The organism is Hymenobacter oligotrophus, from assembly GCF_003574965.1.
Classification (GTDB): domain Bacteria; phylum Bacteroidota; class Bacteroidia; order Cytophagales; family Hymenobacteraceae; genus Solirubrum; species Solirubrum oligotrophum.
In genome coordinates this window covers 308,066-327,884 of record NZ_CP032317.1, presented here as the reverse complement: position 1 = coordinate 327,884, position 19,819 = coordinate 308,066, and the positions used below count along the sequence as shown (strand labels likewise).

Annotated in this window: 19 protein-coding genes; 9 read left to right on the top strand and 10 right to left on the bottom strand. The window is 61.3% G+C overall.

Annotated features, from left to right (window positions below; genetic code table 11):
• Window positions 1–45 precede the first annotated feature (45 nt).
• Complete coding sequence (locus tag D3Y59_RS01300; protein WP_240410460.1) at window positions 46–1,230, bottom strand: CaiB/BaiF CoA transferase family protein; 1,185 nt, start codon at window positions 1,228–1,230, stop codon at window positions 46–48.
• Between the two features lie 69 nt (window positions 1,231–1,299).
• Window positions 1,300–1,710: a hypothetical protein gene (locus D3Y59_RS01295; protein ID WP_162910462.1), complete on the bottom strand. Its 411-nt coding sequence runs from the start codon at window positions 1,708–1,710 to the stop codon at window positions 1,300–1,302.
• 303 nt (window positions 1,711–2,013) lie between these two features.
• Here D3Y59_RS01295 and D3Y59_RS01290 point away from each other — a divergent pair, with 303 nt between their 5' ends.
• Window positions 2,014–3,066: a Gfo/Idh/MocA family oxidoreductase gene (locus D3Y59_RS01290; protein WP_119443389.1), complete on the top strand. Its 1,053-nt coding sequence runs from the start codon at window positions 2,014–2,016 to the stop codon at window positions 3,064–3,066.
• On the opposite strand, the gene D3Y59_RS01285 is transcribed toward D3Y59_RS01290, so the two are convergent.
• A complete protein-coding gene (locus D3Y59_RS01285) occupies window positions 3,063–3,737 on the bottom strand; it encodes an NAD-dependent epimerase/dehydratase family protein (protein ID WP_119443388.1) in 675 nt (224 codons plus the stop codon). The two genes, D3Y59_RS01290 and D3Y59_RS01285, sit on opposite strands and share 4 nt — an antisense overlap.
• Before the next feature lie 306 nt (window positions 3,738–4,043).
• Between D3Y59_RS01285 and D3Y59_RS01280 the strand changes: the two genes are divergently transcribed.
• From D3Y59_RS01280 to D3Y59_RS01260, 5 genes are all read left to right on the top strand, one after another.
• Window positions 4,044–5,597 (top strand): DEAD/DEAH box helicase, encoded by a 1,554-nt coding sequence (locus tag D3Y59_RS01280; RefSeq protein WP_317127416.1) that lies wholly within the window; start codon window positions 4,044–4,046, stop codon window positions 5,595–5,597.
• Window positions 5,598–5,746: 149 nt separating this feature from the next.
• A complete protein-coding gene (locus D3Y59_RS01275) occupies window positions 5,747–6,310 on the top strand; it encodes a biliverdin-producing heme oxygenase (RefSeq protein ID WP_162910461.1) in 564 nt (187 codons plus the stop codon).
• Window positions 6,292–8,607, top strand: coding sequence for an ATP-binding protein (locus D3Y59_RS01270; protein ID WP_119443386.1), 2,316 nt, complete (start codon window positions 6,292–6,294; stop codon window positions 8,605–8,607). The genes D3Y59_RS01275 and D3Y59_RS01270 overlap by 19 nt, the downstream gene beginning before the upstream one ends.
• A complete protein-coding gene (locus tag D3Y59_RS01265; RefSeq protein ID WP_119443385.1) occupies window positions 8,608–9,054 on the top strand; it encodes a response regulator in 447 nt (148 codons plus the stop codon). It abuts the gene before it with no gap.
• Between the two features lie 12 nt (window positions 9,055–9,066).
• Window positions 9,067–10,320, top strand: a complete 1,254-nt coding sequence (locus D3Y59_RS01260; protein ID WP_119443384.1) for a sensor histidine kinase — start codon at window positions 9,067–9,069, stop codon at window positions 10,318–10,320.
• Window positions 10,321–10,407: 87 nt separating this feature from the next.
• On the opposite strand, the gene D3Y59_RS01255 is transcribed toward D3Y59_RS01260, so the two are convergent.
• The 6 genes from D3Y59_RS01255 to D3Y59_RS01230 form a co-directional block, all read right to left on the bottom strand.
• Window positions 10,408–11,343, bottom strand: a complete 936-nt coding sequence (locus D3Y59_RS01255) for a 1,4-dihydroxy-2-naphthoate polyprenyltransferase (RefSeq protein WP_240410458.1) — start codon at window positions 11,341–11,343, stop codon at window positions 10,408–10,410.
• A gap of 120 nt (window positions 11,344–11,463) precedes the next feature.
• Window positions 11,464–12,060, bottom strand: a complete 597-nt coding sequence (locus D3Y59_RS01250; RefSeq protein ID WP_119443383.1) for a glutathione peroxidase — start codon at window positions 12,058–12,060, stop codon at window positions 11,464–11,466.
• A 79-nt stretch (window positions 12,061–12,139) separates the two neighbouring features.
• Entirely contained in the window at window positions 12,140–12,721 is a 582-nt protein-coding gene (locus tag D3Y59_RS01245) for an LOG family protein (protein WP_119443382.1), read from the bottom strand.
• Window positions 12,722–12,812: 91 nt separating this feature from the next.
• On the bottom strand, window positions 12,813–14,603 hold the full coding sequence (gene argS, locus D3Y59_RS01240) for an arginine--tRNA ligase (RefSeq protein WP_119443381.1): 1,791 nt from the start codon (window positions 14,601–14,603) through the stop codon (window positions 12,813–12,815).
• A gap of 532 nt (window positions 14,604–15,135) precedes the next feature.
• Window positions 15,136–15,585, bottom strand: a complete 450-nt coding sequence (locus D3Y59_RS01235; RefSeq protein ID WP_119443380.1) for a YbaY family lipoprotein — start codon at window positions 15,583–15,585, stop codon at window positions 15,136–15,138.
• 89 nt (window positions 15,586–15,674) lie between these two features.
• Window positions 15,675–16,652, bottom strand: coding sequence for an arginase (locus D3Y59_RS01230; RefSeq protein WP_119443379.1), 978 nt, complete (start codon window positions 16,650–16,652; stop codon window positions 15,675–15,677).
• Between the two features lie 292 nt (window positions 16,653–16,944).
• Here D3Y59_RS01230 and D3Y59_RS01225 point away from each other — a divergent pair, with 292 nt between their 5' ends.
• From D3Y59_RS01225 to D3Y59_RS18125, 3 genes are all read left to right on the top strand, one after another.
• The gene (locus D3Y59_RS01225; RefSeq protein WP_119443378.1) at window positions 16,945–18,342 is read left to right on the top strand and encodes a type III PLP-dependent enzyme domain-containing protein; all 1,398 of its coding nucleotides are present in this window, start codon (window positions 16,945–16,947) and stop codon (window positions 18,340–18,342) included.
• Window positions 18,343–18,554: 212 nt separating this feature from the next.
• A complete protein-coding gene (locus D3Y59_RS18130; RefSeq protein ID WP_162910460.1) occupies window positions 18,555–18,701 on the top strand; it encodes a hypothetical protein in 147 nt (48 codons plus the stop codon).
• A gap of 222 nt (window positions 18,702–18,923) precedes the next feature.
• The gene (locus D3Y59_RS18125) at window positions 18,924–19,079 is read left to right on the top strand and encodes a hypothetical protein (protein WP_162910459.1); all 156 of its coding nucleotides are present in this window, start codon (window positions 18,924–18,926) and stop codon (window positions 19,077–19,079) included.
• Between the two features lie 81 nt (window positions 19,080–19,160).
• On the opposite strand, the gene D3Y59_RS01220 is transcribed toward D3Y59_RS18125, so the two are convergent.
• Window positions 19,161–19,682 carry a D-glycero-alpha-D-manno-heptose-1,7-bisphosphate 7-phosphatase gene (locus D3Y59_RS01220; RefSeq protein WP_119446269.1) on the bottom strand — a complete coding sequence of 174 codons (522 nt, stop codon included), beginning with the start codon at window positions 19,680–19,682 and terminating at the stop codon, window positions 19,161–19,163.
• Window positions 19,683–19,819: the final 137 nt, after the last annotated feature.

Below are 19,819 nucleotides of genomic sequence, written 5' to 3'. Positions count from 1 at the left end.
GCCGGCCCGCAAACGCGAACAGCTATAAATTACTGGTACGCAGCTTTAGTTCAACGGGGTTTGGTTTTCGCCCGATGCGCCGCTGGCTGCGCCCAGCTCCTCCGAGTGTTGGCCTAGGTGCGGTGGCGGCGCCAAAGCCTCGGCAACAGGCCATTGCGGGCTCCGGAAAGCCACCGTGCGCAACCCTAGGTGCCCAAAGCCTGGTTGCGCCGGCATGAGCATACCGGCCGCGGCCGGCTCGGCCAGGGCTTGCCCGGCGGTGCGCACCGCCCCGGCGGGCACGGCCAGCTGGGCTAGCTCGGCCAGCAGCGCGGCGCCGCTTACCTGCCCAATGCGCTCGTGCAACAGCTCCTCCAGCGCCTGCCGGTGCTGCACGCGCGCGCCGTTGGTCTCGAAGCGCGCATCGGAAGCCCACGCGGGCTGGCCCAACGCCCCGCACAGTTGCCCAAACTGCCGGTCGGTGCCCACGGCCAGGATAAGCCGTACGCCGTCGGCGCCCCGGTACACGGTGCCGTAGGGCACAATGCTGGGGTGGCCCGAGCCCAGAGCTTGCGGGTCGTGGCCGGTAACGAGGTAGGTGCTGCCTTGGTTGGCCAGCGAAGCCAGGCCAGCCTCCCACAACGAAACGTGCACCAAGGCACCTAGGCCCGTACGCTCGCGGCGGTACAGGGCCGTGAGCAATCCTTCCTTGAGCTGGTGCGCGGCCAGCAGATCCATCAGCGCCACGGGCATTTTGAGCGGCTCGCCGCCGGGCGGGCCGTTCAGGTACATAAAGCCGGCTTCGGCCTGCACCACGGCGTCGTAGCCGGCGCGGGGCTCGTGGGGGCCGTAGCCGGTTATCTGCCCGTAAATCAGGCGGGGGTTGTGGGCACCTAGGGTCGCGTAATCAACGCGCAGCTTTTCGGCGTCGCCGGGCTTGTAGCTGGCCAGCACGATGTCGGCCTGATGGACCAGCTGCTGCACCTGCTGCAGGCCGGCTTCGGTGCGCAAATCGGCCACCACCGACTGCTTGCCCCAGTTGGCGCAGGCAAAGTAAGCCGACACATCGGTGCCCGAGGCTTCGGCGGGGGTTTTCCAGGTGCGGGTTACGTCGCCGGTTGGCGGCTCTATTTTGATGACTTCGGCACCTAATTCGGCCAAAAACTGCCCCACCTGCGGGCCGGCCAGCACGCTGGCCAACTCCAGCACGCGCAAGCCGCACAGCGGCAATTCGGTTGATGCGTTGTTCACGGCTTGCAAAAGAAAGTGCCGGCGGTTTGGCATTCGGGCGTGCGGCGCGGCAAGCACCCAACGGCTTGCTTACTGCGGATCGAGGGCCCACGCCCGCGCGGTGCCGATGTCCTCAAACAAGTTGAGCTCCAGGGGCGAGTGGGGCTTGGTGTATTTCTGGATGTAAGGGGAGAACTTTTCGCGGTTATGCGGCAAATCCGACATCAGCAACGCAAACCGGTCGAGCCCTAGGTCGCGGTGCATGTTTTCCAGCATTTGCTCGGCCCAGTGCATATCCACCAGGCTGAGCTTGCCCAAACCCTGGTCGTTGGCAATCCAGGCGTTCACTTGGTGGCGCCGGGCCAGCATAATTGCCTGCACCGTGGCGCGCTGCAGTTCTTCGCCGGTGCAGCGGTTAAGCCAATTTACCTCGAGGGCCGTGCGGTAGCCGTTGTCGTGTAACACAACTTGCACGCAATCATCCGAGTAGAGTATTTTCATGTACAACGGGGTAAGCAGCCGATCAGTAGCCGCTTGCTAGGTGAAAAAAGGCGCCCGATGCAATTATGAGGGTGTGGCTAACCACTTGCAATGGCTGTAAGTGGCGGAGGGCGCGCGGCTTGCCGGGCTGCTTGGTGCGGCAAGCCGGCAAAGTAACTCAAATTTATACCCGATAGCGGCGCGTTGTACCCATAGGATGGTGTGGCGGGCAAATTTTTACGCTTGGCCAGGGCCCGTAGTGCGGATGCGGCGGGCGGGCGGGGCCTTGGCGCATTTGGGTGCCGCCTTGCTTACTTTGGGGCCATGTCCAACGCCATCCAAACCGGCCTGCTCGCCTACGGCATGTCGGGCCAGGTATTTCAGGCGCCGTTTGTGGCGGCCCACCCCGATTTTGCGTTGCGCGCCGTGGTGGAGCGCACCCGCAAGCAGGCCCAGCAGCGCTACCCCGCGGTTATCAGCTACCCCAGCGTAGCGGAGTTGCTGCATGACCCCGCAATTGAGTTGGTGGTGGTGAACACGCCCAACGACACGCACGTGGCGCTGGCCCGGCAGGCGCTGCAAGCCGGCAAGCACGTGCTGCTCGAAAAACCCGTGGCCACCACCCCAGCCGAGGTGCAGGAGCTGTGGCAGCTGGCGCGCTCCGTAAACCGCCGCCTGTTTGCCTACCAAAACCGCCGCTACGACAGCGACTTTCAACTGGTGCAGCAGGTGGTGGCCGGCGGGCAACTGGGGCAGCTGGTGGATGTTACGTTTCGCTTCGATCGGTACAAGCTGGCGCTCAACCCCAAGCAGTTTAAGGAGGAAGCCGGCCGGCCGGGCAGCGGGCTGCTGTTCGACCTAGGCCCGCACCTGCTCGACCAAGCCCTCAGCCTGTTTGGCCGTCCGGCCCGCGTGCGCCGTGCCCTGGGTCGTTTTCGGCCCGGCTCGCAAGTCGACGACTACGTTCAGCTGCAACTGCTCTACCCCAACGGGCCGCTGGTTACGCTGGTGTCGGGGTTGGTGATTGCGCAGCCGTTGCCGGCATACGTGCTCCACGGCACCCTAGGTAGTTTTCAGAAATCGAGGGCCGATGTGCAAGAGGCGCAGTTGCTGGCCGGCCTCAGCCCGCTCGACGCCGCCTACGGCCTGGAGCCCGCCGCCGAAGCCGGCCTGCTGACGCTGGTAGACGCCGATGGCCAAAAGACGCAACAAACCCTCGCCCCGCCCCAAGGCAACTACTTGCAGCTGTTTGAGGCGGTGCACCAAGCGTTGCGGCACGGCGGCGCCTACCCCGTTACGGAAGAGCAGCTGCTGTGGCAGCTGCAAGCCTTGGCCGAGCCCGACGAGCCTTGGGAAACCCACAGCCGAAATGCCTAGGTTGGCGTGGCGCTGCTTTGCTGGGCCAGCGCCACAACGTCCTTTACCTCCAGCACCGGTTTCGAATACCCAAACTTGGCCGCGTTAATCATGGCCCGGGCCATTTCTTGCAGCGTGGATACGTACGCCGGAAACAGCCGGCGCAACGCGGGGTACGCCCAGGCAAAGTAGCGGTAGCCCGAAAGCGTGTGCCGCAGGCCGGGCGTGGGGTGCATGTAGCCCGGCCGAAAGGCGTACGCCCGCCGGAAGGGCAATTGGCGCACGGCGTTTTCGGTGCGCCCTTTCACGCGGGCCCACATTTGGCGGCCGCGCTCCGTGCCGTCGGTGCCCGCCCCTGATACGTAGCAGAACGTCATCTGCGGGTTCAGGCGGGCTAGCAGGCGGGCAAAATTCAGCGTCAGGTCGTACGTCAGGCGGATGTATTCCTCCTCGCTCAAACCGATTGAGGACACTCCCAGGCAGAAAAAGCAGGCGTCGTAACCGGCTAGTTCGTCTTCGAGGGGGCTGGGGTCGGCAAAGTTCGTGAGCAATACTTCGCGCAGCTTGGGGTGCTGCACGCCGGAGGGCCGGCGCGTAACCACCAGCACTTGCTCAATGGCGGCATCGAGCAGGCACTCGTGCAGCACGCCCTCGCCCACCATGCCCGTGGCGCCGGTTACGATTACGTTCATACAAACAAAAGTTGATTGCCCCGGCAGCGGTGCGGGGCCGTTGGGTATGGCAGTCGGTGGGCCCGCCCAAATACTTTACCCCAGCCCGAAAATAACGCCCTAAGTGCCCCAGGCCCAAGCCTGGCCCAAGGGCCCGCCCGGCCAAACAGCGGCATTATCGGCCCATATATTGCTTCTGCAGAATATACCTGGGCGAACCATCGCGCCGCCGCACCTGTTGGTTTCGCGTATATTTAGCGCCAATACGCTGTTTTGCTGACCCAGGAACTCAAGGTCAGCCATCCGTTTACCCAACTTGCTGAACCCTTGACGTTCGACGATTTTCAATTACACCCCGACGTGTTCGACGGGGTGCAGGGCATGGGCTATACCAAGCCCTCCCCCATTCAGGAGCAGGCCATTCCGGCCGCATTGGCTGGCAAAGACCTGATTGCTTGCGCCCAAACCGGCACCGGCAAAACCGCCGCCTACCTGCTGCCCGTGCTCGACTTTATTGCCTACGAGCGGCCCGAGCACACCACGGCGCTTATTTTGTGCCCCACGCGCGAGCTGGCCAAGCAAATCGACGAGCAGGTGGAAGGCTTTGGCTACCATGTGGGCGCCAGCAGCATTGCCATTTACGGCGGCGGCAAAAGCGACATTTGGGAGCAGCAAAAGCGTGCCCTCACGCAGGGCGCCGATATCATCATTGCCACGCCCGGCCGCCTGATTGCGCACATGCAGCTGGGCTACGTGAAGCTCGACCAGATCGACTTCCTGATCCTCGACGAGGCCGACAAAATGATGGACATGGGCTTTGCCGAAGACATCATTCAGATTGTCAATCAGCTGCCCACCAAACGCCAAACGCTGCTGTTTTCGGCCACCATGCCGAACAAGATCCGCGAGTTCTCGAAAAAGATTTTGCACGAACCGGAGGAAATCCGCCTGGCCGTGTCGAAGCCGGCCGAGAACATCAACCAGCAGATGTACATGGTGTACGACACCAACAAGCTGGCCTTGCTGGAGCACCTCATCGGTCAGCTCGAAGTACAGAGCATGATCTTGTTTACCTCGCGCAAAATGAATGTGGGGCCCATTGAGCGCGCCCTGCGCAAAAAAGGCCTGAACGTGCGCGGCATCACCTCCGACCGCACCCAGGAGGAGCGCGAACAAGTGCTGCGCGAGTTCAAAAACAAGCAGTTCCAGATTCTGGTAGCCACCGACGTGATGTCGCGCGGCATCGACGTGAGCGAGTTGTCGCACGTGGTGAACTTCGACCTGCCGCGCGATGCCGAGGACTACGTGCACCGCATTGGCCGCACGGCCCGCGCTGGCACTTCGGGCATGGCCATCACATTCGTGTCGGACCACGACCAGGACGCCGTGGTGAAGATTGAAAAGCTGATTGAGCGGGAGCTGGAGAAAAAGCCCACGCCCGAAGAAATTGGCCCCTCGCCCGAGTTCGACCCCAAAAAATACCGCGGCCGTGGCCCCGCACACGCCGGCAAGCCCGGCGGCCGCGGCGGCAAATTGGCCCCGCGCACGGGCCGCCCCGAGCGCGCCGCTGCGCCGGTAGCGACTGCCCCGGCCCCCGCGGCCCTCGCGGCCCCGGCTGCCGAGGGCGCAGCCACCACGCCCGAAACCGAAGAGCAGAAACGCCGGAAAAGCCGCCGCCGCAAACCGCGCCCCCAAGGCCCGGCCGAGGGTAGCGCCCCCGCCGCTTCCGAAACCGGAGCACCTAGGGCCGAGGCAGCCGACGAAGGCACCCCTGCCACCGACGCGGCCAAGCGCCGCCGCAAGCGGGGCGGCCGCAACCGCCGTGGCCCCAAGCCCGAGGGCGCGCCGCAAAGCGTAGCGGCCCCGGCAGCCAGCGAATAATCTATTGCGCCAAAAGCACCTTGCTACGGGTTGTAGCGGGGTGCTTTTGTCTTTATGGGCGGTTGGGCCAGCTGGCTGGCCGGCCCGGCAGCACTTTCCGGCCGGGCAGCATGTTGCCTACTTTCTTGCCAATCACCGTTTACCGCCCTATGCTTGTCGGCCTCGATAAACCGCTCATCCTGCAGCGCCTGCGCACCGAAACGCAGCCCTACCACCGCGCGCTGGAGCAAAACGAATTCAACCGGGCGCTGGCGGCTGGCAACATCACGGAAGCCATAGCAGCACGCTTTTTGGCCAAGCTGTACGGCTTTTTGCGCCCCTACGAAGCCCGGCTGCGGCAGCACGCATTTAGCCCCGCCTGGCAGCCCGAGCGCCGCCAACGCGCCCACCTAATCGAGCAGGATTTGCCCGCCGCTGCGCACTTGCCCGAGTGCGCCGATATGCCCGAGTTGCGCACTTGGCCCCAACTCTTGGGCGCCCTGTACGTACTCGAGGGTTCTACCTTGGGCGGGCAGGTAATCACGCGGCAGCTTGCCAAGGCGGGCATCCCAACCCGCACCTACTTTACGGGTTCGGCCGAGCACACTGGCCCGCTGTGGAAAAGCTTTTGCCAGCTGCTGGCCGCCGAAGCCACCCCCGATAACGAAGCGGAAATTGTGCAGTCCGCCATCCAAACGTTTCAAAAGCTACACGCGTGGATCGAGCTACGGTAGTATACTCCGACGAAGCCCTCCTGAATACGCCGGTTACCCTAACCAATTGCGACCGGGAGCCTATTCATATTCCGGGCTCGGTACAGCCGTATGGCTTTTTGCTTTGCCTCGACGAGCAAACCAAGCACGTGGTGCACGCCAGCGCCAATACCGCCCAGCTCATCGGCATCGGGCCCGACGAACTGCTGGGCAGCGGCCTGGAGCGCCTCCTAAGTGCCGGCGCCCTGGCCGAGGTGGAGCAGCTGTGGGCCGGCCTAGCCGAAACGCCCAAATTGCTGGGCACTCGCCTCGATCAAATTCCGCAGCGGCCTTACTACAAACTCATTGCGCACCGCCACGACGGGCTGCTGTGGGCGGAGTTTGAGCCCGTAGCCGAAACCCAAAGCGCGCCCTTCGACCTCGCCTCGCTGAACTTGGCCCTGGGGCACATGCTGGCGGCTGGCTCGGTGCTCGAGTTTTGCCAGTTTGCCGTCGATCAGCTGCGTACCATTACGGGCTTCGATCGGGTGGTGATGTACCGCTTTGCCGAAGACGCCAGCGGCGAAGTAGTGGCCGAAGCCAAGCGCAACGACCTGGAACCGTTTTTGGGCCTGCACTACCCGGCCACCGATATTCCGCAGCAGGCACGGGCCATGTACCTGAAAAACTGGCTGCGGTTTATTCCGGATGTGTCGTACGTGCCGGCGCCGCTGGTGCCCGCCATGCACCCCGCCGCCAACCGCCCGCCCGACATGACCTACGCCGTGCTGCGGAGCGTATCGCCGATACACCTGCAGTACCTGCGCAACATGGGCGTGGCCGCCACCATGACGATTTCCGTCATTCAGGAGGGCAAACTGTGGGGCCTGATTACGTGCCACCACCTTACGCCGCAGCTGGTTAGCTACGAGGTGCGCGAGCTGTGCCTGTTCATCGGCAAAACGTTTTCGGCGCTGCTCAAAACCAAGCAGCAGCAAGATGATTACGCCTACCAGCTGCACATCCGCGAAACGCAGGTGCGGCTGTTCGAGCAGGTTTCGCGCCACGACAACTTTGTGGATGGCTTGTACCAGCGCAAGCCCACCGTGATGGACGTGTTCGATTGCGGCGGCGTGGCCATTTGCTTCGAGGGCAACATCATTACCCTAGGTACCACCCCTACCCAACCCCAGCTAGAGGAGTTGCGCACTTGGCTGCAGCTGAACATGAAGCAGGATTTGTTTCGCACCAACTCCTACGTGCAGCAAAACCCGGCGGGCATTTCCATTCGGGGCACGGCCAGCGGCATTTTGGCCATTTCGCTGGCCCAAGACCCCGGCGACTATATCATTTGGTTTCGGCCCGAGCTGATTCAAACGGTAACGTGGGCGGGCAAGGAGCACAAAGCCGAAGTAATGCAAGATGGCCTGCTGCATCTATCGCCCCGGCAGTCGTTTGCGGCCTGGAGCCAGGAGGTCGACAACACCGCGTTGCCGTGGCGCCCGATGGAGGTAACCGCCGCCGAAGAAATCAGGCTTCACCTCTCCGACGTGCGCCTCAAGATTTTCAACGAGTTGCAAGCCCGGGCCGCCAGCCTCAGCAAGCTCAACACCGAGCTCGAGCGCAGCAACGACGAGCTCGACTCGTTTGCCTACGTGGCCTCGCACGACCTAAAGGAGCCGCTGCGCGGCATACACAACTACTCCATCTTTCTGCTCGAAGACTACGCCGACCAGCTCGATGCCGACGGCGTAAGCAAGCTGCAAACGTTGGTGCGCCTTAGCCAGCGCATGGAGGCCCTAATTGAGTCGCTGCTGCAGCTCTCGCGCGTGGGCCGGCAGGAGCTGGTGGTGGTGCCCACCAACATGAACGAGGTGGTGGACGAGGTGCTCGACATGCTGCACCCACGCTTTGAGCAAACCAACACCATCGCCACGGTGCTAGGCCCGCTGCCCACCCTGCGCTGCGACAAAGTGCGTATAAGGGAAGTGCTCAACAACCTGCTTACCAACGCCATGCGCTACAACGACAAACCCGAGCGGTTGATTAGCGTGGGCGTGGCCCCGGCCAATGCGCGCGGCCCGCGCGGCACCGGAAACCCTGCCGACTTTTACGTGTTTTACGTGCAAGACAACGGCATCGGCATTGAGCCCAAGCACCAAGAGGCCATCTTTAAAATCTTTAAGCGCCTGCACGGGCAGGACAAATTTGGGGGCGGCACGGGCGCTGGCCTGACAATTGCCCGCAAGATGGTGGAACGGCACGACGGCGAGTTGTGGTTGGACTCGGTACCGGGCCAAGGCACCACGTTCTATTTCTCCCTTTCAAAGTACCTGTAAGTGATAACCTCCCCTCACAAGCCCATCCTAGTGGTGGAAGACAGCGTGGAAGACTTCACCGCGTTGGGCCGCGCTTTCCGCAAGCAGGCGTTGCCCAATCCTGTGCTTCGGTGCGAAGACGGTGACCAAGCCCTGGAGTACCTGCAGAGCTACGGCCAGCACCCCAACTGGCCGCAGCAGCTGCCGGCTTTTGTGCTGCTCGATTTAAACCTGCCCGGCACCGACGGCCGTACCGTGCTCGATATTGTGAAGAAGGACCCGCGGCTGCAGTCGATTCCGGTTATCATCTTCAGCACCTCCACCAACAACCGCGACATCCAGGACTGCTACCGCCTAGGTGCCAACAGCTACCTCACCAAGCCCATCGAGTTTTCGGTGTTGGAGGAAAAAACCCGTGCCCTGGTGCACTACTGGCTGAATACCTCCGAAATTCCTTCCGAAAGCTAGCGGCACCTGCGCGTGAAGAAAATCTTTCTCGTCGACGACAACGAGTACGACCGGATGCTGTACAAGCGCTATTTGCGCAAACAGCCCGAGTTACAGAATTTCGAAATTTACGAGGCCGCTTCGGGCGAGGAAGGCCTGGCTTTGTTTGCCCAGCACCAGCCCGATTGCGTGCTGCTCGATTACAACCTGCACGATACCGACGGCCTGACACTGCTCAGTGATTTTAAGCGCATCTCGCCGCCCGAAACCCTGTGCGTGGTAATGATTACGGGCGGCGGCAGCGAGCAGCTAGCGGTACGGGCGCTCAACAACGGCGCGCTCGATTATCTGGTGAAGGGCCATTTCGACCAGGAGCTGCTGGCCAAAACCATTCTTCACGCCATCGAGAAAAACGAGTGGCGCCAGCACGTGGCCCGGCACCACCAGCAGTTGCAGGCCGTAAACCAGCAGTTGCGCGATTCGCTCACCGAGCTAAACAAAACGCGCCAACAGCTGCAGCAGAGTAACGACCAGCTTTCCTCGGCCAACGCGGCCATTCAGGCCCGCAACCAGGCCCTCGATACCGCCAACCAGCAGCTGGCCCGCACCAACGCCGACCTCGACAACTTTGTGTACGCGGCCTCGCACGACCTGAAGCAACCGGTAAGCAACCTCAGCGGCCTGTTCGACGAACTGCGCCGCAGCGCCACCTTCGCCGACCCCGACGAATCGGTGGTGTTGCAGTTGGTTGAGTCGTCGTTGCACGATTTGTCGAGCACCATCGATGGCCTTTCGGCCGTGGTGCAGGAGCAGCGCCAACCCGGCGACCACAACGCCGAACTCGTGCCGCTTTCGGCCATTACCAACGAGGTGCTGCAAGCCATTCGGCCGCAGGTTCAGGAAAGCGAGGCCATCGTTTGCGCCGATTTTGCCGAGCTACCCGAAGTGCTGTACGTGCGCAGCAACCTGCGCACCATTTTGCACAATTTGCTCAGCAACGCCCTCAAGTACCGCCACCCCGGGCGGGCGCCCCACGTGGTGCTCGGCACGCAAGTGGTGGCAGGCCAGCCGGTGCTCACCATTCGCGACAACGGCTTGGGCATGAACCTCGAGCGGCACGGCGCCGAGCTGTTTCAGCTGTTTCGGCGCTTTCATCCGCAGGTGAGCGACGGCACCGGCGTGGGCTTGTTTTTGGTGAACCGCCTGGCGCAGTCGCACGGCGGCCGCATCGAGGTAGAAAGCGAAGAAGGCACCGGCACCACGTTTCGGGTGTTTTTGCGGGGCTGATGCTTCGGGCAACCGCAGGGGTTAGCAAACGCAACAGGCCGCTCTGGGAGCGGCCTGTTGCGTTGTGGTCGGCGCGGAATTGCTCGGCTAAAGCAGCTGCCCAATGCCAAACAGCAACACGAACAGCAAGGTACTCATGGCCATTTGCTTCAGCAACGGGTCGAGCTGCGCAGGTTGCTGCCGCTGCCATACCTGCACGCCGTTGAACACCAGCAGCGGTACCGCGCCCACAAACAACCACTGCCACGGCGAGCGGTGGTGCTGCAGCACATAGGCCGCCGCGGCACCTAGGCCCACGAGCAGCAGCAGCCCGTGGTACACGCGGGCCCGGCGGGCACCTAGGCGCACCGGAATGGTAATTTTGCCGGCCAGCTCATCGGAGCGCATATCGCGGATGTTGTTTACGTTCAGCACCGCCGTGGAAAAGCAGCCCAGACTGACGGCCGGCAGCAGCACCTCGTAGGGCAGCTCGCGGGTTTGCAGAAAGTAGCTGCCGCACACGCCCACCAGCCCGAAAAACAAAAACACCGACACATCACCCAAGCCCGCGTAGCCGTAGGGCCGCGCGCCGGCCGTGTAGTTGATGGCCGCCCAAATGGCGCCCAACCCCAGCAGCAGGAAGCCCACGAACAGCCACAGCCCCGAGGCACCTAGGGCCACCCACAGCAGCCACAAGCCCGAGGCCAGCGACAACGCCCCGAACACGTACATGCCCTGCTTCATGGCTGCCGGCGAAATAGCGCCGCTTTGCACGGCGCGCTGCGGCCCCTCGCGGTGCACGCTGTCGGCGCCGTTTTGCGAGTCGCCGTAGTCGTTGGCGAGGTTGCTGAGCACTTGCAGCAGCACCGTGGTAAGCGCAGCAAGCCCAATCACCGCCCCGTTAAACTCGTGGCGGCTGGCGGCCAGAAAGCCACCCATCAGAATACTGGCCAGGGCCAACGGCAAGGTGCGCGGCCGGAAAGCCGAAACCCAAGCCCCGATGAGGCTTGGGTTTCGCGGGGTGATATCAGAAGAGGTTGTCAAAACTTGGCGCGGTTTAGCGCCTGCTGCACAAGCGCTTACAACGTTGGTAACCTGGTTTACCAGTCGTTGCCCTAGGTAGTAAATACGTTTACGACCTAGGGCAACGCTTCGTCAGGCGGTTTACTTCAGGATGGCCGATACCAGCTCCTCGCTCATCGGCTTTACTTTGGAAGGATAGAAGCCCACTACCTGCCCCTGCTCGTTGATGAGGTACTTGCAGAAGTTCCAGGTGGGCTTTTCGTCGGTGTAGCCGTTCTTCGATTTGTCGCTCAGGAACTGGTAGAGCGGCGCGGTGTCGTCGCCCTTCACCGATACTTTGCCGAAGAGCGGGAACGTTACGCCGTAGTTTTTCTCGCAGAAGGCGGCAATCTGCTCGTTGGAGCCCGGCTCCTGCCCGCCGAAGTTGTTGGCCGGGAAACCCAGCACAGTTACCCGGTCGCTGTGTTTTTTGTAGAGCTCTTCCAGCTCCTTGTACTGCGGGGTGTAGCCGCATTCCGAAGCCGTATTCACGATGAGCAGCTTTTTGCCTTTGTACTGGCTGAGCTGCACGGGCTTGCCGTTGATGTCGGTAACGGTGAAATCGTACACGGTGCCGCGGGCGGCAGCGGTTGCGGGCGTTTCGGCCATGGCGGTGGTGGGCTGGTCGGTGGTTGAAGCTGAGCGGGCGCCGCAGGCAGCGAGGGCGGCGGCCAGGGAGTAAATAACTAAGGATTTCATGGCAGACGGTGGTGGTGTAGACAGCAGAAATGAATTCGAAGCACTAACCCCATTGGGGTACCGTTGTTTGTAGCAGTTCCTACGTGCGGCTCGGCGTTAGCCACTTTTCCACGTTGCTGGGCTGCCAGGCGTTCATTTGGGCCAGCAGCTCGTCCACGTTGTCGGCCACAAGCAGCTGGCGGCGGTTTTCGGAGCGTAGCAAGCCTTGCAGCACCATGTGTTCGAGCAGGTGAATAAGCGCATCGTAGAAGCCGGCCACGTTCAGCAGGCCAATGGGCTTGCGGTGCAGGCCCAGCTGGCCCCAGGTAAGCACCTCAAACAACTCTTCCAAGGTACCGAATCCGCCGGGCATGGCAATAAAGCCCTCGGCCAGCTCGACCATGCGCAGCTTGCGCTGGTGCATGTTATCTACGACTTCGAGCTGCGTCAGCCCTAGGTGCGCCACTTCTTTATCGGCCAAGAAGCCGGGGATGATGCCGATGGCCTGACCGCCGTTTGCCATGGTGGCATCGGCCACGGCGCCCATCAGGCCCACGTTGCCGCCGCCGTATACCAGCGTAATGCCGCGCTGGGCAAACGTTTGGCCCACTTGGGTGGCGTGCTCGCGGTAGCGCACATCGGTGCCGGCGCTGGAGCCGCAATAAACTGCAATTGATTTCATTCGGAAGCTTGGAGGAACGCGCTTAGGCAGCGGCGTTCAAAGAAATTGGCAAAAAAAGCAGAACGCGCCGAAGCGCGTTCTGGAGAAGGGTTTACATGCGCTCGGGCGCCGTAATGCCGAGCAGCTTCAGGCTTTGCCGCAGCGTATCGGCCACCTGCGCCGAAAGGGCTACGCGCAGGCTGCGCTTGGCCGCGTCGGGCTCGGGCAGCACCGGCACTTCGGTGTAAAAGCGGTTGTAGGTTTTGGCGAGGTCGTAAGCGTACTGGGCGATAACGGCCGGCGAGTACGTACGGGCCGCCTCGGCCACGGCCGATGCGTAGCTGGCCAACGCCTGCACCACGTCGCGCTCGGTTTCGTGCAGCGTGGCAACGCCCTCCGTCAGCTCGGGCCGGATGCCCATTTCGGCGGCCTTGCGGCGCAGTTGCGAAATGCGGGCGTGGGTGTACTGAATAAATGGCCCCGTGTGGCCCTGCAACTGCACCGACTCGTTCGGGTCGAACAACATGCGCTTCTTGGGGTCTACCTTCAGCAGGTAGTACTTGAGCGCACCTAGGCCTAGCGTGTGGAATAGCTGGTTGGCCTCCTGCTCGCTCAGGCCCTCAATTTTGCCTAGCTCGGCGGTGGTTTGCTTGGCGGCATCGGTTACTTCCTGCACCAGCTCGTCGGCGTCTACCACGGTGCCTTCGCGCGACTTCATCTTGCCCGAGGGCAGATCGACCATGCCGTAGCTTAGGTGGTAAATGGCATCGGCGTAGGGCTTGCCCAGCTTTTTCAGCACGAGCTTGAGCACCTGCATGTGGTAGTTCTGCTCGTCGGCGATGACGTAGACGGACGAATCGTACTGGTAGTCCTGGTACTTCAGCTCGGCCGTGCCTAGGTCCTGCGTCATGTATACCGAGGTGCCATCGGCGCGGAGCAGCAGCTTCTGGTCGAGGCCTTCGTCGGTGAGGTCGACCCACACCGAGCCGTCGTCCTTGCGGAAGAACACGCCCTTGTCCAAGCCCTCTTCTACCCGTTCCTTGCCCAGCAAGTAGGTTTCCGACTCGTAGTAGAACTTGTCGAAATCGACGCCGATGCGCTGGTACGTGTCGTTGAATCCTTCATACACCCAGCCGTTCATCTGGCGCCACAGGCTTACCACCTCCTCGTCGCCGGCTTCCCACTGCAGCAGCATTTCCTGCGCGTGCCGCATCAGCGGGGCTTCGCGCTTGGCTACTTCATTCGATACGCCTTCGGCCTCGAGCTGCCGTACCTGCTCGCGGTAGTGCTTTTCGAACAACACGTAGTACTTGCCGATGAGGTGGTCGCCTTTAATGCCGGCGCTCTGTGGGGTTTCGCCCTGGCCGTACTGCTGGTACGCCAGCATCGACTTACAGATGTGGATGCCACGGTCGTTTACCAGGTTGGCCTTGGTAACGGTGGCGCCAGTGGCTTTCAGAATTTCGGCCACCGAGTAACCCAAAAAGTTGTTGCGCAAGTGGCCTAGGTGCAGCGGCTTGTTGGTGTTGGGCGAGGAGTACTCCACCACCACACGCTGGGGGCCGCCGGTTTGCACGGGCGTGGCAATGTCTTGGGCGCGCAGCTGGCGCAGCAGCCGCAGCCACTCGGCATCGGCAACTTCCAGGTTCAGGAAGCCTTTCACCACGTTGAAGCCGCTTACGCGCGCTTCGTTGGCTTGGAGCCACTCGCCTAGGGCCTGCCCGATTTGTTCGGGACCCTTACCAAGGGCTTTGGTGAGCGGAAACGTAACCAGCGTGAAGGTGCCCGCGAAGTCTTTGCGTGTGGGCTGAATGGTGAGCTGCTCGGCTGGCACGGCAGCACCAAATACTTGCTGAATGGCCGCGCTCAGCGCAGCTTTGAGGTCTTGTTCGAGTTGTTGCACAGGGTGCGGGTTTTATGTCGACGCGCTGGTACCGATTGGCGGCGCGCTGAAATACTGTTGGTTTAGGAGCTGAAAATCGGACGCTGGCGTAAACCCTCGCGGCGGACGCACAGAGCGGCCGCGCAAGCAGAAGGCTTACGCTACATTCGTCGCTCGTTTCGGCTCCGAAACGACCGCACCAGCAAGTTCACTACGAAGACAGGCAGCGGTTTCACGGGCGCAAAGCTAATCACGGATTTACACCGATTGGCTACGCCGAACTTCGTTTCTGCGGCCAGCACCGATTTTTGGCTTCTTGGGCGTTCGGTTGCAGCTGATTTGACCGTTACACAACAGTAGCATGAACGCGGCTACGCCGACCTCGGGTTGCAGTCTGCATCTCTGGCTAGTAACTTCTGTTTTCTGACCTTAGGGACGCAGTACGGGGTAGCGTGGTCTTCAGCCCGCGTTTGCTAGAACGATTGGTACCGCGCATAGCTACCTCAGCGAATAAGCTCTAGTACACGCGGGCTGAAGCCCGCGCTACAGGCTTTTACTGCCCCGAGGCGCGGCGTAGCATCATCTGCACCTGTTTGGGGTTGCCGCGCGTGATAACCGGGTAAGCCGAATCGTTGGTGAACATAAGCCGGCCATCCACTTCAATGCGGGCTTGCACGGCGTAGGTGTTGGTAGGGTCGATGCGGATGGTATCGTAGCGAAGCACGAAGGGCAGCGGCACTTGCCTGCCTTGGGCCTCGACGGAAGCCGATGCCACTTCGATGGCCGGGGCATCTTGGCGGCTTACATCCTGCAGTTGCACGCGCAGCACCGCGTTGAGCGGCAGGGCAATTCGCTCGCGGTAAGCCACGGTGCCGGTTACGGAGTCGCGCACAACGGCGGTGTTGGTTTGCCCACGGCTGCCCGATGTGGTGGCCGACGGGCCGGTGCAAGCTCCCATCAAGGCGGCAGCACCTAGGGCGCTCAGAAGCGCGTACGAATTCATGGCAATGGCAAGAAAAGCGGATACAAACGCGACTGATTTTCACGAATGTATCCGCTTCTGGCACATTGCCAATAATAATTTTACCGGCTTCAGCGGCCGGTCACCATGTCGTCGAGGCGCAGGCGCTCCTGAATGGCCTCGGTAGCCGCTTCCAGAATTTCGAAAGCGTTGCTGGCCATGGTGTTTTCGGAATCGAGCGTAGGGTTGATTTCCACCATCTCGAAGCACACCACGCGGTCGTTTTCGAGCAGGGCGCGGCACAAGGCTTTGGCTTCGGGCACATCGAGGCCGAGCTCCACGGGCGTGCCGGTGCCTTTGCTGAAGCGCGAGTCAAGCGAATCGACATCGAACGAGATGTACACCAGGTCGCAGAAGCGCAGTTGCTCGTAAATCTCGCGGGCTACCTGCCTGGGGCCTTTGGCGCGAAACTCATCGAGCTTGAAGTTTTTGATGCCGTGCTGCGCAATGATGGCGTCTTCTTCCATTTCGGTGTCGCGCACTACCACGTACACCAGGTGGTCGGGCGTAACCTTGGGGCCTTCTTCGCCTAGGTTCTTGATTTTGCGCCAGAAGAACTCCGTTTCGGGCTCCACGCTGTTGTGCTGCAGCTCACGGTGGTCGGCACCTAGGGCCATGGCCAGCGGCATGCCGTGCACGTTGCCCGAGGGCGTGGTGTAGGGCGAATGGATGTCGGCGTGGGCGTCGATCCATACTACCCCGAGGGTTTTGTGCGGGTACGTGGCCTTGATGCCGGCAATGGTACCGGCGGCGTTGCTGTGGTCGCCGGCCAGCACCAGCGGGAACTCCCCAAAGCGCAGGGTTTGCTCTACCGTGCCGGCAATGCCTTTGAGCACGGTGTAAATGCTGTCGATGTGCTTCGCGTAGGGAAAGTGGTTTTTGTCGAACAGCACGTGGTTTTGGTCCGGCACGGCCACGGCGTTGAACCGCCGGAAGTAATCGGACCCTTTGTTTAGGCAGGCTACTTTCAGGGCATCGATGCCCAGGCTTGCCCCGCGGGTGCCAGCTCCCAGTTCGGAGCGCACTTCAATGAGTTTAATTCGTCGCATACTACATCGGCTAAATAAGTTTAGGGCGGTAGTGTTGCTTGCCGATTACCGGAACCCCAAGGTGCTAACACACAAGGGCTGACACCCGTAGGCGCCGGTTAGGCTTGGTGTCGGAGGACCTTCCTCCGCGACCAACGAACAATTCAACAACCAAAACACCCCCGTTGGGGTATCTTTGCCTCTGCAAGATAATAGGCTCTTGGGGTCTTAGGAACTCGGTTGTGTCCTGAAAAATGCTTCGGACACCACCGGCACGCCAAGCCCCCGGCCCCCCTGACCCCAAGTTCCCAAAATGGATACATACCACGACCTGATTAGCCAAACCTTCGACTTTCCTTCGCAGGAGTTCACCGTCGAGGGCAACGAGCTGCGCTTTCATGGCATTCCGCTGATGGATTTGATCCGGAAACACGGTACGCCGCTGCGCCTTACCTACTTGCCCAAAATCAGCGAAAACATTCAACGCGCCAAGCAGTGGTTTCGGCAGGGCATCGAGAAAATCGACTACCAAGGCAGCTACACTTACTGCTACTGCACTAAGGCCTCGCACTTTGCTTTTGTGGTGGAGGAAGCCCTGAAAAACGACGTGCACATCGAAACCTCCTCGGGGTACGACATGCACATTGTGCGCGCGCTCTACGGCAAGGGCCGCATCAACAAGCAGACGTACATCATCGCCAACGGCTTTAAGCGCGAGCGGTACAAGCGCTACCTCACCGAGTTCATGAACGACGGCTTCGTGAACTGCATGCCCATTCTCGATAACCTGTCGGAAATCGAGTACTACAAGGAGCACGTGCACGCCGATACCCGCGCCAACCTGGGCATTCGTTTGGCTTCCGACGAGGAGCCGCGCTTCCAGTTTTACACCTCGCGCCTGGGCGTGCGCTACGCCGATGCCATTCCGCTGTACGAAGAGCAGATCAAAAACGACCCGCGCTTCGAGCTGACGATGCTGCACTACTTCATCAACACGGGCATCAAGGACACCTCCTACTACTGGTCGGAGCTGCGCCGCTTTGTGCACAAGTACTGCGAGCTGCGCAAGGTGTGCCCCACGCTGCACACCATCGACATCGGCGGCGGCCTGCCCATCCAAACCTCCATTCAACCCGAGTACGACTACCCGTACATGATTGAGGAAGTGCTACGCACCATTCAGCGCATTTGCCGCGAAGAAGGCGTGCCCGAGCCACACATTTTCACCGAGTTCGGCATTTTCACGGTGGGCGAATCGGGGGCGCACATCTACAACATCCTCGACGAAAAGCTGCAGAACGACAAGGAATTGTGGTACATGATTGACGGCTCGTTTATCACGAACCTGCCCGATACCTGGGCCCTCAACCAACGCTTTATCATGCTGGCCCTCAACGGCTGGGAGCGTAACTACAAGAAAATTCAGCTGGGCGGCCTTACCTGCGACTCGCAGGACTACTACAACGCCGAAAAGCACATTTACCAAGTGTTTTTGCCGGAGCGCGGCCAGGAGAAACCGCTGTACGTGGGCTTTTTCCACACGGGCGCGTACCAGGAGCAGCTCTCGGGCTACGGCGGCATCAAGCACTGCCTGATTCCGGCCCCCAAGCACGTCATCCTCGACCGCGACGCCGACGGCAGCGTGCGCGACTGGGAGTTTGCCCCGGAGCAAGACCCCGAATCGATGATGCGCATCTTGGGCTACGCCTAGGTTGCCGCAGCCCTAGGTAGCCAAAGCACCCTCCCGCCCTAGGCAACTGCCGGGTGCGGGAGGGTTTGTTTTTACCTGCTAGCACCCCGGAGGCCGGGGGCCGGGCGGTTATATGCAAGCTCAGCAGTATAGTACTTTTCTGCCTGCTGCTGTTGGAGTAAGGCCCACGGCGGCAGTATGTTTGTATTCCGACAAGCAAATCTGTACCACTTATGAAAAAAGGTCTACTTCTTCTGACTGCCGCTGCCACTTTGGGCCTCGGTGCTTGCAACAAGCAGTCGTGCCCGGCATACGGCAAAGCCGCTACCCAGAAAGCAGAGGTAGTAGCCTCGGCGGCTGCACCGGCCGAGCGCCAATAAGCACCCTGCGCGTACGAAATCCGGCCGCGGCGCCCCGCTTGGGGCGCCGCGGCCGGATTTTTTATACCTGAATCGGTCTTGCAAGTGCGGTTTGGGGGTTTGGCTAACGGTACAAGGGCGGTTTGAAATTTTTTCGGTTCAGCTCAAACTAAACCTCAGCCGAACACCGTTAGTACCGAACCTTTTACCCTGCGTAACCCTCACGCATAATTGCATATTTACATGAAAAAGATTGCAGTTCTGGGCGTATTGGCCTTGGCCGCTGGCCTGGGTTCGTGCAGCACCAAGTGCCCGGCCTACACCCAGCAAAAGCCCGCTACGCAGCAGGCCTCGGCCGTAACGGCCAGCGCGGCAGCTGCCCCGGCCGAGCGCCAATAAGCAACGCCCTCCTACGCCACAGCCCCAGCGCACAAGCCTAACCAGCTTGTGCGCTGGGGCTGTGTTGTTGGCGCCTAGGTGCTAGGAGCGCAAAATCAGGTTGGCAGCAGCGGCCAAGTTGGGCACAAGCGGGGCATCGGGTACCAGCGCCTCCTCGCCTACCAATATGCCGCGCACGCCCACTTTGGCGGCAGCTTGTAAATCGCGGGGCCGGTCGCCTACCATCCAGCACTGGGCCGCATCGAGGCCAAAGCGTGCCATGGCTTTTTCGAGCATCAGCGAATCGGGCTTGCGCATCAGCGACTCCGACACCGACGGATGCCCAGGGGCGTAATAAAACGCATCGATTACGCCGCCGCAGGCCTCTTGCAGTTTGTGATGACAGGCGGCTACCTCGGCAGAGGTATAGAGGCCCTTGGCAATACCGGCCTGGTTGGTTACCACTATCAGCAAGTAGCCGGCGGCGTGCAGGCGCTGCAAGGCGGCGGGCACATCGGGCAGCACCACAAATTCATCGAGGCGCCACACGTAATGGCCGATTTCGGCATTGAGCACGCCGTCGCGGTCGAGGAAAACGGCTTTGGCCGTGGAAGTAGCATTCATGCCCGGCAAAAGTACGCGCAGCGCGGCTGTTCGGCACGCGGGCAGCCAAGGGCACCTAGGCCCGCTGGTGGCACGTTGGCAGGCCAGCTAATTGAAATAAATCAGCAAATTGAGTATTCTCGGCAGCTTACTTTTGC

Excerpts from the sequence above, each read along its gene's own strand:
- D3Y59_RS01295 (WP_162910462.1), bottom strand. The coding sequence starts at position 1,710 with ATGAAAATACTCTACTCGGATGATTGCGTGCAAGTTGTGTTACACGAC.
- D3Y59_RS01290 (WP_119443389.1), top strand. The coding sequence starts at position 2,014 with ATGTCCAACGCCATCCAAACCGGCCTGCTCGCCTACGGCATGTCGGGC.
- D3Y59_RS01285 (WP_119443388.1), bottom strand. The coding sequence starts at position 3,737 with ATGAACGTAATCGTAACCGGCGCCACGGGCATGGTGGGCGAGGGCGTG.
- D3Y59_RS01275 (WP_162910461.1), top strand. The coding sequence starts at position 5,747 with ATGCTTGTCGGCCTCGATAAACCGCTCATCCTGCAGCGCCTGCGCACC.
- D3Y59_RS01250 (WP_119443383.1), bottom strand. The coding sequence starts at position 12,060 with ATGAAATCCTTAGTTATTTACTCCCTGGCCGCCGCCCTCGCTGCCTGC.
- D3Y59_RS01245 (WP_119443382.1), bottom strand. The coding sequence starts at position 12,721 with ATGAAATCAATTGCAGTTTATTGCGGCTCCAGCGCCGGCACCGATGTG.
- D3Y59_RS01235 (WP_119443380.1), bottom strand. The coding sequence starts at position 15,585 with ATGAATTCGTACGCGCTTCTGAGCGCCCTAGGTGCTGCCGCCTTGATG.
- D3Y59_RS01230 (WP_119443379.1), bottom strand. The coding sequence starts at position 16,652 with ATGCGACGAATTAAACTCATTGAAGTGCGCTCCGAACTGGGAGCTGGC.
- D3Y59_RS01225 (WP_119443378.1), top strand. The coding sequence starts at position 16,945 with ATGGATACATACCACGACCTGATTAGCCAAACCTTCGACTTTCCTTCG.
- D3Y59_RS18130 (WP_162910460.1), top strand. The coding sequence starts at position 18,555 with ATGAAAAAAGGTCTACTTCTTCTGACTGCCGCTGCCACTTTGGGCCTC.
- D3Y59_RS18125 (WP_162910459.1), top strand. The coding sequence starts at position 18,924 with ATGAAAAAGATTGCAGTTCTGGGCGTATTGGCCTTGGCCGCTGGCCTG.
- D3Y59_RS01220 (WP_119446269.1), bottom strand. The coding sequence starts at position 19,682 with ATGAATGCTACTTCCACGGCCAAAGCCGTTTTCCTCGACCGCGACGGC.